Below are 14,221 nucleotides of genomic sequence, written 5' to 3' on the forward strand. Positions count from 1 at the left end.
TTGCGTGCGGGAGGTGCCTATGGCCTGGTCGCAGGACGAGGAGCGGATGCTGGCCCAGATCGAGCAGCACCTCGTCGATGACGACCCGCGACTCGTCGCCCGGCTCGAGTCGTTCAACGAACGGGTTCGTCGCAGCGAGGCGAAGTCGAGCGGGGAGCGCGTGCCCCGGCGCCGGCCGCGCCGCACGACGGTCATCATCCTGATCAGCTGGCTTCTCATCGCCACCTTGGTCGCCACGCTCCTGATCATGCTCCTCCGCCACGAGGCCGCCGCCGCGATGGCCCTGGCCGTGGCCTTCTGACACCTCGTACGCACTCCCGACCCTGCGCCACTGCTTCCGGCTGTGCGCAGGGTTGCTTCATGTCGTCCGCGAGGCCGGCCGGACGGCTGCGCGCGTGGGGCGCGGCGGGCACCGGGATCAGCGGCGCAGGGTGGTCTCCCGTTCCATGTGCGACAGCTTCTCGGGATTGCGCACGGCGTACAGCCCGGTGATGAGCCCCCCGTCGAGGTGCACCGCCATGACGGTGTCGATCTCGCCGTCGAGCCGGACGATCAGCGCCGGGCAGCCGTTGACCTGCGCCGGCAGCAGCGGCGCCGAGCCGCCGATCCTGCCCAGCACGGCCGCCACGTTGCCGGCCCCCACGATGGGCGCCAGGGCGGCCTGCTTGACCCCGCCGCCGTCGGTCAGCAGGACGACGTCCGGCGCGAGGATGTCGAGCAGGCTCTGCAGGTCGCCCGTCTGGACCGCCCGCTGGAACGCCGCCAGCGCGTCGCGCGACTCGGCGGGGGAGACCGCCTCGCGCGGCCGGCGCGCCGCGACGTGGGCCCGCGCCCGGTGGGCGATCTGCCGGACGGCGGCCTGGCTCTTGTCCACGGCCTCGGCGATCTCGCTGTAGTCCAGGCCGAACACCTCGCGCAGCACGAACACCGCCCGCTCGGTCGGCGTGAGCGTCTCCAGCACCAGCAGCATCGCCATCGACACGCTCTCCGCCAGCTCGACGTCCTCGGCCACGTCCGGGGAGGTCAGCAGCGGCTCCGGCAGCCAGGGGCCCACGTAGGACTCCTTGCGCCGGCCGAGCGCCCGCAGCCGGCCCAGGGCCTGCCGGGTGGTGATCCGCACCAGGTACGCCCGCTGGTCCCGCACCTCGCCGAGCTCGACGCCCGTCCACCGCAGCCAGGTCTCCTGCAGCACGTCCTCGGCGTCGGCTGCCGAGCCGAGCATCTCGTAGGCGACGGTGAACAGCAGGTTGCGGTGGGTGACGAACGCCTCGGTGGCGGGGTCCGGGTGGCCCGTGCCCCCCGCGTGATCTCCGGGGGCGGGCTCCGGCGTGTCGGCCATGGACGGCTCCTGTTCATTGTCGACTGTCACGTCCACCAGATGCCGGGTCGCGCCGTTTTGTGACAGCGCGCCGGCGGCTCGCCCATGGTGCCCGAGCGGCGATCCGTCTGTATGTGGCCCACGTCACGTGCTCCGCGCTGTCACAAGGGCGGGCTCGCCGGCATCTCGTGGTCGTCCGGCACCGGCCGGGCACGTCGAGATGGGGAACGTGATGAGTTCAGCGCTTGAGATCCTCCGCCGCGACTTCGGCGGCACCGTCATCGAGCCGGGTGGAGCGGACTACGACTCGGCCGCCCGTTCGGTCGTGGCCTCGGGCAGCCCGGCCTACGTGCTGCGGCCCGAGAGCGTCGCCGACGTGCGGGCGGCGGTCAGGTTCGCCGCCGCCGCGCGGCTGGTGCTGTCCGTACGGGGCGGCGGCCACGGCTTCGCCGGGTTCGGCACCAACGACGGCGGCGTCGTGATCGACCTCGGCAGGCTCGCGAACGTGGAGGTCGTCGACAAGGAGCGTCACCTCGTCAGGATCGGCGGCGGCGCCACCTGGGGCGAGGTCGCGACCGCCCTCGCCCCGCACGGCCTGGCGATCTCCTCGGGTGACACGGGGAGCGTGGGCGTCGGCGGGCTGACGTTGAGCGGCGGCATCGGCTGGAAGGTGCGCAAGCACGGCCTGGCCCTGGACAATCTGGTCGCCGCGGAGCTGGTCACGGCCGGCGGCGAGGTCGTGCGGGCGAGCGCCGGGGAGGACCCGGAGCTGTTCTGGGCGATTCGCGGCGGCGGCGGCAACTTCGGGATCGTGACCGCCTTCGAGTTCGCGGCGCATCCGACGACGGACGTCTTCCACGGCAGGATCACCTTCCCGCCGCAGGAGGCGGCCACCGTGCTCCAGGGCTGGGCGGACCACCTGCGCACCGCGCCCGAGGAGCTCACCTCCATCGCGAACGTCGCCAACCCCTTCGCCGGCGGTCCGGAGGGGCCGGTCGAGATCCTCGTCACCTTCGACGGCGACGACCCGGAGCTCGCCGCCCGAGCCATCGACCCGATCCGCCGCCTCGGCACGGTGATCGACGACGACGTCGCGCCGATCCCGTACGCCGACACGCTCGTGGAGGGGGTGACCCCGCCGCCGGGCATCCGGTTCGCGACCCGGAGCGCGTTCGCCGGCGAGGAGTCGGTGCCCGCGGTCCTGGCCGTCCTGGCGGAGGCCAGGGCGGCGCAGGGAGCGCCGCTCATCTCCGTCCGCAGTGTGGGCGGCGCGGTGTCCCGGGTTCCCGGCGACGCCACCGCCTACGCGCACCGCAGGGCGGAGCTGATGGTCGTGACCACCGCCGTGGGGCCGGCGCCGGCCCTCGAAGCCGCCCGGCCGGCCCTGGACGCGATCTGGGACAGGCTGGCGCCCCACGTCGAGGGCGCGTACGCGAACTTCCTCGCCTCCGCCACCGAGGAGGACGTCGCCGCGATCTACCCCCCGCAGACCTACCGGCGGCTCGCGGCGGTCAAGCGCCGGTACGACCCCGGCAACCTGTTCGCGCGCAACCACAACGTCCGGCCTCGGTAGGGCTCAGCGGACCCGGTCGTAGACGAGGGACAGCGTGCCGTGCTCGCCCGCGGACTGCCTGGCCAGCGCCCACCGGCCCGCGGGCAGGCCGTCGTCGAACAGCCGCGGCCCGCCGCCGAGGAAGACCGGGAAGATCGTGATCGCCAGCCGGTCGACCTTGTCGGCGGCCAGCAGCGCCTTGATGACGCTCGCGCTGGAGAGCACGAGGATGTCGCCGCCCTCGGCCGCCTTGAGGTCCTCGACCACGTCGGCCGCCGGCCTGTCGGCGATCGTCGTGCGCTCCCAGGGCGCCTCGCGGAGGGTGGAGGAGAGCACCACCTTGTCGGCGTCCACGAGCCACTTCGCGAACCCCTCGTCACGCGGGTCGGCGCCCTCCATGCCGATCACGGTGGGCCAGAAACCGAGGAACCCCTCGGCGTTCACCCGCCCGAGCAGCGCCGTCGTCGCGGGCTCCCAGAGGCTGGCCAGGTGGTCGCGGGCGACGTCGGTGACCGCGTACGGCATCACCCAGCCCATGTCCAGCGGGTCGTCCGGCCGGGCGTAGTGGCCGTCCAGGGAGAGGCTCATGTTGGTGACGACCCTGCGGCCGGTCTGCTGCGTCATGTCGTGCTCCTCATGTCGGTGGGGGTGGAGGCCGTGGCGAGGGTGGCCACGAGCTTGTCGAGGCTCTGGCCGAAGCCGAGCTCGATGCCTGCGATGAAGTCGGCGGAGCCGACGGTGCTGCCGGTGACCCGGAAGCCGACGTCGAGGTCGGTGCCGGCGCCGGTGGGCCGCAGGACGTAGTCGACGTGGGCGGTGAAGGCGAGCCCGCCGCCGGGAAGCTGCGGGGAGAGCCGGTAGGACAGGCGCTCGCGGGGGCGTACGTCGTCGACGACTCCTTCCGCGCGCCCGGCGACCACGTCGGAGCCGTCGGCGTCCTCGGCGTCGCGGTACTCGTGGACGATCCGCCCGCCCGGCCTCGCCTCGAACACGAGCTCGGAGACGCGCAGGCCGTCGGGCGTCCACCAGCGGGCGAGCAGCGAGGTCTCGGTCAGATGGCGCCAGGCCAGCCCCGGGTCTGCCGCCAGCGACCGCTGGAACCTGAACGACCGGCCGTCGGCCCACCCCGGCTCCCGCGCCTCCAGCCGTGCGGCGTCGAGGCTGAGCCCGTGGCGGTCGAACGCCTCGCGCGGGCCGCCAGGCTGCTCGGCGAGGTCGGCGAGCCGGTTGAGCTCCGCCGCCAGGTCACGCAGGGCGGCGGACCTGAGCGCGTAGATGCGGCGCTGGCCGGTGCGCTGGGAGATGACGAGACCGGCGCGCTCCAGGGCCTGCAGGTGCTTGGTCGTCTGCGGCTGGCGCGCCCCGGCGAGCTGGGCGAGCACGCCGACCGGGCGGGGCCGCTCGGCCAGCAGGCTCACGAGCCGCCAGCGGGCCGGGTCGGCCAGTGCGGTGAGGAGTGCCTCCATGGGAAGAAGTATTCTTCATAGAGAATATTCGTGTCAAGGAATAAGTTCGGTCGGTTTCACGGGTTCAGTGCAGGCCGCGCTTGCCCGGCGTCCAGAACGGCTTGACCTTGATGGCCTTGCGGGGCCAGTTGCGCTCGCGGACGAGATAGTCGCGGATCATCTGGCACGTGCGCGCCTCTCCCGCCAGGTAGGCGGCGCCGGTGTTGCCGGGCAGCTCCAGGCCGGCCACCGCGGCGAGCAGCGTCTTCGAGGACGCGGCCGGCGCGCCCCGGCGGTGCACGCGGCGCAGCTCGTGCGGGCCCGGCATGGGCGGGTCGTGCTCGGCGGACTCGCTCTCCAGCACCCCGTGCACCCGCGCGCCCTCCCCGAGCGCGCGCAACATCGGGCCGAACGCCACGCTCGCCGTCTCGTCCCCGGCGAGCAGGTGGAACGGCGCGTCGTCACGGGTGAAGAAATCGCCCTGCGGCCACCAGAACGTCACCGTGTCCCCCGGCGCCGCCTCCTGCGCCCAGCGCAGCCCGATGCCGTCGCCGCCGTACAGGTGCGCGCGCAGCTCCAGCGCCCGCCGGTCCGGGTCGAGCTCCCAGATCGTGTACGTCCGCAGCGTCTCCGCCGGACGCAGGATCCCGTAGACGGACAGCGGGTCGTTGATCTGGACGCGGATGTGCTGACCCGGCCGGTACGGGTACGCGATGGGCGTCCGCGTCGCCAGGCGGATGCGCCGCATGGTGGGCGTGACCAGGCCGGTCTCGGTGACCCGGGCCTCCATGACGTACTTGGCGAAGGCGCTCGCCAGGGGATTGGGCGCCATGACGTCTCCTTATGAAGGGTAAATTTGCTTAGAGCCATTAAGGAAACATAGATGCCCTAGGATGTCAACGGAGCCAAGGAGGGGTGAGCGGATGGCCGCACAGGGCGTCAGCAGGCGCGAACGGGTACGGCAGGCGACGCTGGCGGAGATCCGCGCGGCGGCGCGCAGGCTGCTGATCGAGCAGGGGTCCCAGGCCGTCACGATCAACGCCGTGGCCAGGGAGATGGGCATGAGCGGCCCGGCGCTCTACCACTACTTCGCCGGGCATGACGAGCTGGTCGGGGCGGTGACGGCCGACTTCTTCCGCGAGCTGACGGAGGCCATGGAGACGGCCCGCGACGCCTGCCCGCCGGGGGAGCACGGCGCGCGGCTGCTGGCGGCCTGCCGGGCGATGCGGCGCTGGGCCGTGTCGCACCGGGCGGAGTTCGGCTGGGTGTTCGCCAGCCCGATCACGGCCGAGCGGCGCCCGGACTCGCCGCGCGAGCTGGCCGGGCGCGACTTCGAGCAGGTCTTCCTGGAGGAGATCGCCGAGCTGTGGAAGAGCCGGCGCTTCCCGGTGCCCGCTCCCGAGGAGCTGCCCGCCTCCATCAGGGAGCAGTTGCGGGCGTACGCGGACTCCACCGGCGTGGGGCTGCCCGTGGAGGCGATCCACGTGTTCATGTCGTGCTGGATCAGGCTGTACGGCCTGCTCTGCATGGAGGTGCTGAACCAGCTCGACTTCGTCTACTCGGACATGGAGCCGGTGTTCGAGGAGTGTCTACGCGAGATCGCGCCCAAGCTCGGCCTTGACTACGAGACCGAGACCGCGGCCAAGGCCGCGCCCGGCCGGTCATGAGGCCGGCGGCCGGGCGGCGGGTGTCGTGACCAGCCGGCCCCGCGGCGAGTGCCGAGGCCGAGTTTGGGTGCGCGGCGGGTCTTGAGATCACCCGACGCGCGGCGGTTCTTGAGGTCAGCCGACCGTGCGGAGCGTCTTGAGGTCAGCCGACCGTGCGGAGCGTCTTGAGGTCAGCCGACCGTGCGGAGCGTCTTGAGGTCAGCCGGCCATGCGGTGGGGCTTGTGGTCAGCCGGCCACGCGGACGGTCGGCTCGTGGCGGACCGGGAAGTTGACCGAGCCGGCGATGAAGCACGACTTGTGGGCGTCGGCGTGCAGGGCCAGGGCGGTCTCGGCCATCTCCTGCGCGGCCACGGTGACCGACGGGTGCAGCACCACCTCGGTGAAGTGACCGCCGTCCGCCGTCTCGGCCATCGTGCCGGTCGCGGTGTCGGTGTACTCGGTGACGACCACGCCGGCCACGGCGCACTTGTGCAGGTACCACAGCATGTGACACTGCGCCAGGGAGCCGACCAGGAGCTGCTCGGGGTTCCAGCGCGCCGGGTCGCCGCGGAAGGCGGGATCGGAGCTGCCGCCGATGACCGGCGGGCCCTCGGCGGACAGCTCGTGCTCGCGCCCGAAGTCGCGGTAGCCGCTGGTGCCGGTGCCCTTGTTCCCGGTCCAGGTCACGACGGTCTGGTAGTGGTGCTCGCGGCTCATCGGTGGCCGTCCTCGCTGTCCGTGGCTCCACCGGCGGGGTGGGCCCCGCCGGTCCTTCCGTTCGAACGCTATCGAACCCGCCCGGAAGTGGCTGTCGCGACCACCCGCAGGGACTCGGAATGGCGCTTGTGGGCGAATACTCGTCTGCGTATACTCGCCTACGAGTAAGCGTGGAGAAGGCGGTGGGTGGCGATGGCCCGACGGCGTCCCGTGAGCAACCTGCTGGCGCTGGCCGTGCTCACCGTCGTCGTCCAGCGCCCGATGCACCCGTACGAGATGGCCTCCGTCCTGCGCTCCCGCGGCAAGGACCAGGACATGCCGATCAAATGGGGGTCCCTCTACACCGTCGTGCGCAACCTGGAGAAACACGGCCTGCTGGAGGCGGTGGAGAGCGGCCGCCAGGGCGCCCGCCCCGAGCGCACCGTCTACCGCATCACCGGCGCGGGCCGCCGGGAGGCCGACGACTGGACCAGGGAGCTGCTGTGCGAGCCGCGCCGGGAGCCGTCGGCGTTCGAGGCGGGCCTGTCGGTCATGGCCGGCCTCGGTCCCGACGAGGTCGCGCCGCTGCTGCGACGGCGGCTGGAGCTGCTGGAGGAGCAGATCGAGGCCGGCCGGGCGGCGCTGGAGGAGGAGCGGGCCGCGCTGCCCCGGCTGTTCCTCGTCGAGTCGGAGTACGCGCTGGCGATGCGGCGGGCCCAGGCCGGCTGGGTGCGATCGCTGCTGGCGGAGCTGGACGGGGGCACGTTCCCCGGCCTGGCGGAATGGCAGGCACATCACCGCACGGGCGAGATGTCGCCCGACGTGGCGGACCTCGCGAACAGGGGCCGCCCGGCCGGCTGACCGGCCAGAAGGGGAGCCATCATGACCACGACCACCACCGGCACCGTGACGTCCGCCGACGGCACCACGATCAGCTACCGCGAGGCCGGGCAGGGGCCCGGCTTGGTGATCGTGCACGGCGCCATGCAGACCTGGCACAGCCAGATCGAGCTGGCCGGCGCCTTGGCCGGCGACTTCACCTGCTACCTGCCCGACCGCCGGGGCCGGGGCGGCAGCGGCCCCGCAGGCGCGGATTACGGGCTCGCGCGCGAGGTCGAAGACCTCGACGCGGTGCTGCGGGCCACCGGCGCCCGGTACGCCGTCGGCGTCAGCTCGGGCGCGGTCATCACCCTGCACACCGCGCTCACCCGGCCGGCGGCCCTGCGCAAGGCCGTGCTCTTCGAGCCCCCGCTGGGCCTCGACGCCGCTGACGTGCGCGGCAGCCTGGAGCGCTTCGACCGCGAGATCGCCGAGGGCAGGATCCCCGCGGCGCTCGTCACCGGCATGCGGGCCGCCCGGCTCGGCCCGCCGCTGTTCAACGCGCTGCCCCGCCGCGTGCAGGAGTGGGTGACGGGCCTGATGCTGAAGAGCCAGGACGGGGCGGCGGGGCAGGAGCCGACGTTCAGGGAGCTGGCCCCGACCCAGCGCCAGGACATCCAGCTCGTGGTCGAGGCCTCCGGGGACTTCGCGGCGTACCGGTCGGTCGAGGTGGAGACGCTGCTGCTCGGCGGCACCAGGAGCCGGGACTACCTCAGGACCGCGCTCGTCGAGCTGGAGCGCGCCATGCCGCGGGCCCGGCGCGTGGTCATGGAGGGCCTCGACCACGGCGCCACGCAGAACGCCGCCCAGCGCGGGCGCCCCGAGCGGGTGGCCGAGGAGATCCGCCGTTTCCTGAAGGGCTAGAGGTTCTTGAGGAACGTGGCCGCGACGGGGGCGGCCACCGCGCCGCCGCCGCCTCCGCCCTCGACGACCACGGCGAACGCGACGTCCCCCTTGAAGCCCATGAACCAGGCGTGGGAGTTCAGCTTCTCGCCCGTGCCGTACTCGGCCGTGCCGGTCTTGCCGTGGGTGCCCGACGGCAGCCCCGCCGACTTGGCGGTGCCCTTGGTCACCACGGCCGCCATCATCGTGTGCAGCGCGGACTTCACCCCGTCGGGCAGCTCCCGCTCCTCGGCCTTCTGCTTGATCGACGGCACCAGCGTCGGCGGGCGCCACGTGCCGTCGGCGATGGCCGCGGCCACCGAGGCCATCGACAGCGGGCTGGCCGTGATCCTGGCCTGGCCGAACGACTCGGCGGCCAGCTCGGCGTCGGACTCGGCCCTGGGGAAGCTGGCCTTCGTGGCCGGCACCCCGATGTTCAGCGGCTGGTTGAAGCCCACCTCCTCGGCCACGTCCAGCAGCTTGTCCGCGCCCAGCTTCGACTTCGCCAGCGGCGCGAACGTCGTGTTGCACGAGTGGGCGAAGGAGTCGAGGAACGAGATGGACCCGAACGACTCCTCGTCGGAGTTGCGGATCGGCAGCCCGCCGACGTTGACGTTCTTCGGGCAGGTCACCGTGTCCTGCGGCGAAACCCCGGCCTCCAGCAGCCCGATCGCGGTGACGGCCTTGAACGTCGAGCCGGGCGGGTAGCGGCCGTCGAGCGCCCGGTTGAACCCGCCCACGTTGTTGACCACGGCCAGGATCTCGCCGCTGGAAGGCTTGATCGCGACCAGGGAGGTGGGCTTCTTCATGTCCTTGACCGCGGCCACCGCGGCGGCCTGCGTCTGCGGGTCGAGCGAGGTCTGGACGGGCTCGCCCTCGGCGCCCTCGATGGTCTCCAGCGTCTCGTCACCGAGCTTGATCTCGGTCGCGGGGGTGCCGGCGAGCTGCTCCTGGAAGGTCTCCTGCAACCCGCCGCGGCCGACGGCCTGCCCGACCTTGTAGGACGAGCCCAGCTTGGCGACGTCCTTCTTGGTGGCCTTGTCGAGGTAGCCGACGAGCTGCTGCACCGACCCGCCGACCGTGCCGGTGTCGATGCGCTCGCCGTCGGCGTCGGTGATCTCGGCGCGCTGCGGCCACTTGGTCTTGAGCGAGAACGCGGCCCCCTCGGTCATCGACGGGTGCAGCGTCGCGGGCTTCCAGTCCACCTTCCAGGTGCGGTCGGCCACCACCAGGTCGATCTTGCCCTGGTAGGTCCACGCGCCGATGTTCTTCAGGTTGAGCGTGGCGGTGTACGGGACGCTGGCGCGGTCGTCGCCCTCGGCGACCTGGCCCAGTTTGACGGCGGCCGACTCGACGGCGAGCGCGGTGCGCTGCTGGTCGTAGGCGGTGAGCTGCTTCGGCGTGGCCAGCTCGGCCGCCATCGCGGTCTTGTCACCGGCCTGCCACGCCACGGCGAAACGCTGCGCGGTCTCGGCCGGGGTGCCCCTCGTGTGCAGCACGTAGTACGCGCCACCGGCCGCGGCCCCCGCCACGAGCACGGTGGCTCCGGACACGATCGCGATCGTACGACCCCGCGCCACTGATCAGCCCCCTGCTTCTCGACGACAGGTGTCCGAGCCTAGCGTCCGAATCAGGGCATTCCATTCGAAGCCTTGTAACTGGCCGCGTACGTCGGCACGTACTCCTGGCCGGACAGCTTCTGGATCGCCGCCATGATTTCGTCGGTCACCCGCCGCCGGTCACGCGCGTTGGCGTGGTCGCCCTCGAACCGCATCGGCGCCCCGATGGAGATGCCGATCCGTGCCGGCCTGGGCACCTTCGCCCCGTAAGGCAGGACCTTGTCGGTGCCGCTCAGCGCCACCGGCAGCACCGGGGCGCCGGTCTTGAGCGCCAGCCAGGCCACCCCGATCTTGCCGCGGTAGAGGCGGCCGTCGGGGGAGCGGGTGCCCTCGGGGTGGATGCCGAACAGCTCGCCCCGCTCCAGCAGCGCGGCGGCGTCGTCGAGCATGGCCTGCGCGGCGTGCGCGCTCTCCCGGTCGATCGGCAGGCTCCCGCCCAGCCGCATGAAGAACCCGGAGACGGGGTTGCCGTCGAAGTACTCGTTCTTGGCGGTGAACGTCACGTGCCTGGGCAGCAGCGCCGGGAGCAGGAACGAGTCGAGCACCGACAGGTGGTTGACGGCCAGGATCGCGGGCCCGCTCCTCGGAACGTGGGCCGCGCCCGAGATGTGCGGCCTGCACATCGCGTTCGTCAGCGGCGCGGCGGCGAACTTGACCACTTCGTACAGCAACGAGCTCTCCTGATCATCGGGCCAGCGGCCACCCCACCATAGAGCAGGCGCCCCGCCGGTGCGGCGGGGCGCCTGGGAAAAGCTGTTAGGCCGATGTGGCGGTCGCCTCCTCGGCGAGGTGCACAACACGGCTCCAGCCGAACGGTATTCCGTGAAGGCGGTAATTTGCGGCCCGGGGGACACTAACCACATCGGCAATCTTGAGTTAAGCACACCGTCCGCCCCTGAAGGTAATCGCGCCTACCTCATGGGCCCGGCTTTACCGGCTCATGTCCTGGTCCAGTGCGGCTGCGCCACGTCGAAGACCCGCTGCTCCCGCCCCCGCAGCGCCACCTCGGCGAACTGCCACAGGATGGCCCCCGTCGGCGCGTGGATCACGATGGACGGCCCCAGCGGCATCTGCAGCAGCTCGCCCCGCCAGCGCGGCACCCCCGGCGCCAGGAAACGCTCCAGCGGCACCGCGTGCACCGAGGCCACCTCCCGCGGGTCCGGCACCGGCTCCTGACGGCCGCCGAACGCCACCACCGGCGTGATCACGAACCCCGAGTCGGTGACGAAGTCGTCGAGCAGCCCGGCCACCTCGACCCCCGTGACGCCGGTCTCCTCGGCCAGCTCGCGCAGCGCCGCCTCCTCCGGCCGCTCCCCGTCGTCGGCACGCCCGCCGGGCAGCGCCCACTGCCCCGGGTTGCGGCCGCGCGCGGCCCGCCTGATCACGACCACGTACGGGCTGCCGTCGGCATCCTCCAGCACGCACACGGTGACGCCGGCCCTGCGCACCCCATCGGCCGGCGGGACCTGCCTGCGCTCGAAGGCGGCCAGCCGGGCGGTGACCTGCTCGCGCAGCGTGTCGATCGGCGTCAGCATCGTTCCAGGATCTCACGCCGTGGTGCGCGGCAGCCGTACCTCCCCGCGCGGCCGCCCCGGCCCAGTGCCGGCCACCGCCTGAGGGCTCAGCTCGGGGTGAGCAGGATGCTGAGCAGCGTGCCGAGCAACATCCCCGTGCCCGCGGCGATGGCGGCCCACCGGCCCAGGGGCTCGCCGCGGGCATGCCCCACGACGCCCAGCACGACCCCCGCCAGGCCGAACAGGACCGGCAGGTAGAGCACGGCCACCGCGCCGCAGACGAACCCGATGACCGACGGGACCTGATCCAGCACCCGCGGCGCCCTCGGCACCCGCGACGTCGGCGTCGTGGTCCGATGCGGCCGGTCATCCGCGTCCTCGGGCTCGGCGGCGTCGCCGCGTCGGGCCGCGTCGCCGGCGCCGGGCCGGTTGCTCCGGTCGGGCGCGCCGCTCGCGGTGAGCGGGTCGCTCCGGTCGGATGCGCTGTCTGTGGCGGCCGGGTCGTTCCGGTCGGGCGTGCCGCCTGCGGGGGTCGGCTTGCTCCCGTCGGACGGGTCGAGGGAGTCGGGTGAGGAGGACACGCGCGGGCTCCTCTCGGAGGGTGCACACATCACACAACGGACGAGAGGCCCTTGTCGAGGCAGGTGCCCATCTCAGGATGGGCGGGCGAGCTGCGGCGGAAGGGGCCGCGCGTGCACGACGTCGAGACGGGAGACGGCGCGGGTCAGGGCGACGTACAGGCGGTTGAGCCCGCGCCGCTCTGCCTCGGCGATGGCCGCCGGCTCGGCCACGACGACGTGGTCGTACTCCAGGCCCTTGCACATCGAGGCCGGCACGACGCTGAGCCGGCCGCTCACGTCGAGGCCCTCGTTCCACAGCGCGGCGGTGATCGCCTCCACGCCGGCGTCCGCCGTGATCACCCCGATCGAGCCCTCGAACCCGAACGCCTCGCGCGCCGCCTCGACCACCCCCTTCTCGAGCACGGGCACCTCCGTCACCCGCAGCCGCCCGTCGGAGCGGTACGAGCGCGTCGCGGGCACCTCCACCTCCAGCGCCGCCAGCAGCGTGTTGGCCAGCTCCACCACGGCCGCAGGGACGCGGAACCCGGTGGTGAGCGCGATGACCTCGCCGCCGGGCTTGCCGAGCAGCTCCAGGCGCTCCGGCCAGGACGTGGCCGCCCACGGCGTGGTGCCCTGCGCCAGGTCGCCGAGCACGGTCAGCGAGCCGTGCTCGCTGCGCCTGGCCACCGCGCGGCACTCCATCGGCGACAGGTCCTGGGCCTCGTCCACGATCACGTGCCCGTAGCCGCGCGGGCGCTCGATCAGCGAGCCGAGCTCGTCCAGCAGCACCAGGTCGGCCGCCGACCACTTCGCGCTCTTGGCGCTGCGCGGCGGCTTGCTCCAGGTCAGGGCCGCCCTCTCGGCGTCCGTCAGCAGGCCGCGCGCCGGGTCGCGGCCGTCCGGCGCGGGGCCGCGCAGCAGCTCGTACAGGACCTCCTCCGGCTTGACGGCCGGCCAGACCTGGTCGAGCCACGGGGTGACGCCGCGGCCGATCTTGCGCAGCCAGGCCGCGCTGGCCGTCTGCCCTCGAGCCTCCGCCTGGCGGCGGACGGACTCGACCACCCGTGCCCTGACGCGTTCGCGGCCGGTGCCGTAGGGGAGGGACTCGCGCCGGGTGTCGTCCACGACGCGGCGCAGCTCGTCCTCCCGCACCCGCCACCGGTAGGAGCCGTCGGGCACCGCGACCGGCTCGACCGGCTTGGCGATCCGCCCGTACAGGGCCGCGCGCAGCACCTGCGCCATGCGGGCGTCGTGCTTGATCACGGCTGTCGCCTCGTCGTCCGCCGCCGTGACGGGGACGGTGGCCAGCAGCCGCTCCAGCGTCGTCTGCTCGACGTCCACCTCGCCGAGCGCCGGCAGCACCGCCGAGATGTAGTCCAGGAAGGCCCGGTTGGGGCCGAGCACGAGCACGCCGGCGCGCTGGAGGCGCTGGCGGTGGGCGTAGAGCAGGTACGCGGCCCGGTGCAGGCCGACCGCCGTCTTGCCGGTGCCGGGGGCGCCCTGCACGCAGATCGAGGTGTCCAGCTCGGCGCGGACGAGGTCGTCCTGCTCGGGCTGGATGGTGGCGACGATGTCGCGCATGGGGCCGACGCGGGGGCGCTCGATCTCGGCGGCGAGGATCCTGCTCTCGCCCTCCTCGCCGCGCGAGAGCCGCTCGTCCTCGAAGCCGGTGAGGGTGGTGCCCGACCAGCCGAAACGGCGGCGCACGTCGACGCCCTGCGGGTCGCGGGCGCCGGCCCGGTAGAAGGCCCGCGAGACCGGCGCGCGCCAGTCGATCACCACGGGCGGGCCGCCGTGCTCGCCGCTGATGTGCCGGCGGCCGATGTGGTACGCCCGTCCCGCGTGCTCGGCGGAGCCCGGGCCGAAGTCCAGCCGCCCGAAGAACGGCGGGCCCTCGGGCTCCTCGCTCAGCTCCTTGGCCAGGCTCTTGAGGTGCCGGCCCAGGCGTTCGGCGCTGTAGCGGTCGCCGGCCACGGTCTCACCGACGATGACGTTGTCCCGCGCGCCCTCCAGCATCCTGCGCAGGCCGGCCCTGCAGCGTTCGACGTACTCCCGCTCGTCGTCGAGCGTGGCCATCACACCTCCCAGAAGTGTTAACTCGGTTAAGAA

The 14,221-nt window shown here is 73.0% G+C and carries 15 protein-coding genes; 5 read left to right on the forward strand and 10 right to left on the reverse strand.

From position 1 onward, the window contains the following. Positions 1–19 precede the first annotated feature (19 nt). Positions 20–301 (forward strand): DUF3040 domain-containing protein, encoded by a 282-nt coding sequence (locus ACBJ32_RS03150; protein WP_185105560.1) that lies wholly within the window; start codon positions 20–22, stop codon positions 299–301. Positions 302–418: 117 nt separating this feature from the next. Here the strand turns inward: ACBJ32_RS03150 and ACBJ32_RS03155 are convergent, their stop codons facing one another. Then, positions 419–1,339: an RNA polymerase sigma-70 factor gene (locus tag ACBJ32_RS03155; RefSeq protein ID WP_375125319.1), complete on the reverse strand. Its 921-nt coding sequence runs from the start codon at positions 1,337–1,339 to the stop codon at positions 419–421. Positions 1,340–1,550: 211 nt separating this feature from the next. Here ACBJ32_RS03155 and ACBJ32_RS03160 point away from each other — a divergent pair, with 211 nt between their 5' ends. Then, positions 1,551–2,891 (forward strand): FAD-binding oxidoreductase, encoded by a 1,341-nt coding sequence (locus ACBJ32_RS03160; protein WP_375125320.1) that lies wholly within the window; start codon positions 1,551–1,553, stop codon positions 2,889–2,891. Positions 2,892–2,894: 3 nt separating this feature from the next. Here the strand turns inward: ACBJ32_RS03160 and ACBJ32_RS03165 are convergent, their stop codons facing one another. From ACBJ32_RS03165 to ACBJ32_RS03175, 3 genes are all read right to left on the reverse strand, one after another. After that, positions 2,895–3,494, reverse strand: a complete 600-nt coding sequence (locus tag ACBJ32_RS03165) for a dihydrofolate reductase family protein (protein ID WP_375125321.1) — start codon at positions 3,492–3,494, stop codon at positions 2,895–2,897. Then, positions 3,491–4,336 carry a metalloregulator ArsR/SmtB family transcription factor gene (locus ACBJ32_RS03170; protein ID WP_375125322.1) on the reverse strand — a complete coding sequence of 282 codons (846 nt, stop codon included), beginning with the start codon at positions 4,334–4,336 and terminating at the stop codon, positions 3,491–3,493. Before ACBJ32_RS03170 ends, ACBJ32_RS03165 begins: the two co-directional genes overlap by 4 nt. 64 nt (positions 4,337–4,400) lie before the next feature. Then, the gene (locus tag ACBJ32_RS03175) at positions 4,401–5,147 is read right to left on the reverse strand and encodes a siderophore-interacting protein (RefSeq protein ID WP_375125323.1); all 747 of its coding nucleotides are present in this window, start codon (positions 5,145–5,147) and stop codon (positions 4,401–4,403) included. 91 nt (positions 5,148–5,238) lie between these two features. Between ACBJ32_RS03175 and ACBJ32_RS03180 the strand changes: the two genes are divergently transcribed. Next, entirely contained in the window at positions 5,239–5,982 is a 744-nt protein-coding gene (locus tag ACBJ32_RS03180) for a TetR/AcrR family transcriptional regulator (RefSeq protein ID WP_375125324.1), read from the forward strand. A gap of 226 nt (positions 5,983–6,208) precedes the next feature. On the opposite strand, the gene ACBJ32_RS03185 is transcribed toward ACBJ32_RS03180, so the two are convergent. Continuing rightward, positions 6,209–6,679: an OsmC family protein gene (locus ACBJ32_RS03185; RefSeq protein ID WP_375125325.1), complete on the reverse strand. Its 471-nt coding sequence runs from the start codon at positions 6,677–6,679 to the stop codon at positions 6,209–6,211. Between the two features lie 192 nt (positions 6,680–6,871). Here ACBJ32_RS03185 and ACBJ32_RS03190 point away from each other — a divergent pair, with 192 nt between their 5' ends. Continuing rightward, positions 6,872–7,519 carry a PadR family transcriptional regulator gene (locus ACBJ32_RS03190; RefSeq protein WP_375125962.1) on the forward strand — a complete coding sequence of 216 codons (648 nt, stop codon included), beginning with the start codon at positions 6,872–6,874 and terminating at the stop codon, positions 7,517–7,519. A gap of 21 nt (positions 7,520–7,540) precedes the next feature. Further along, the gene (locus ACBJ32_RS03195; RefSeq protein WP_375125326.1) at positions 7,541–8,401 is read left to right on the forward strand and encodes an alpha/beta fold hydrolase; all 861 of its coding nucleotides are present in this window, start codon (positions 7,541–7,543) and stop codon (positions 8,399–8,401) included. Here ACBJ32_RS03195 and ACBJ32_RS03200 read toward each other — a convergent pair. The 5 genes from ACBJ32_RS03200 to ACBJ32_RS03220 form a co-directional block, all read right to left on the reverse strand. Beyond that, positions 8,398–9,972 (reverse strand): penicillin-binding transpeptidase domain-containing protein, encoded by a 1,575-nt coding sequence (locus tag ACBJ32_RS03200; RefSeq protein ID WP_375125327.1) that lies wholly within the window; start codon positions 9,970–9,972, stop codon positions 8,398–8,400. The genes ACBJ32_RS03195 and ACBJ32_RS03200 overlap by 4 nt on opposite strands. 77 nt (positions 9,973–10,049) lie before the next feature. Further along, the gene (locus ACBJ32_RS03205; protein ID WP_375125963.1) at positions 10,050–10,661 is read right to left on the reverse strand and encodes a lysophospholipid acyltransferase family protein; all 612 of its coding nucleotides are present in this window, start codon (positions 10,659–10,661) and stop codon (positions 10,050–10,052) included. 315 nt (positions 10,662–10,976) lie between these two features. Then, the gene (locus ACBJ32_RS03210; protein WP_375125328.1) at positions 10,977–11,573 is read right to left on the reverse strand and encodes an NUDIX hydrolase; all 597 of its coding nucleotides are present in this window, start codon (positions 11,571–11,573) and stop codon (positions 10,977–10,979) included. Between the two features lie 86 nt (positions 11,574–11,659). Continuing rightward, positions 11,660–12,133 (reverse strand): hypothetical protein, encoded by a 474-nt coding sequence (locus ACBJ32_RS03215; RefSeq protein WP_375125329.1) that lies wholly within the window; start codon positions 12,131–12,133, stop codon positions 11,660–11,662. A 72-nt stretch (positions 12,134–12,205) separates the two neighbouring features. After that, entirely contained in the window at positions 12,206–14,188 is a 1,983-nt protein-coding gene (locus tag ACBJ32_RS03220) for a HelD family protein (protein WP_375125330.1), read from the reverse strand. Positions 14,189–14,221 lie beyond the last annotated feature (33 nt).

The organism is Nonomuraea sp. GTA35, assembly GCF_041950525.1.
In the GTDB taxonomy this organism is placed as follows: Bacteria; Actinomycetota; Actinomycetes; order Streptosporangiales; family Streptosporangiaceae; genus Nonomuraea.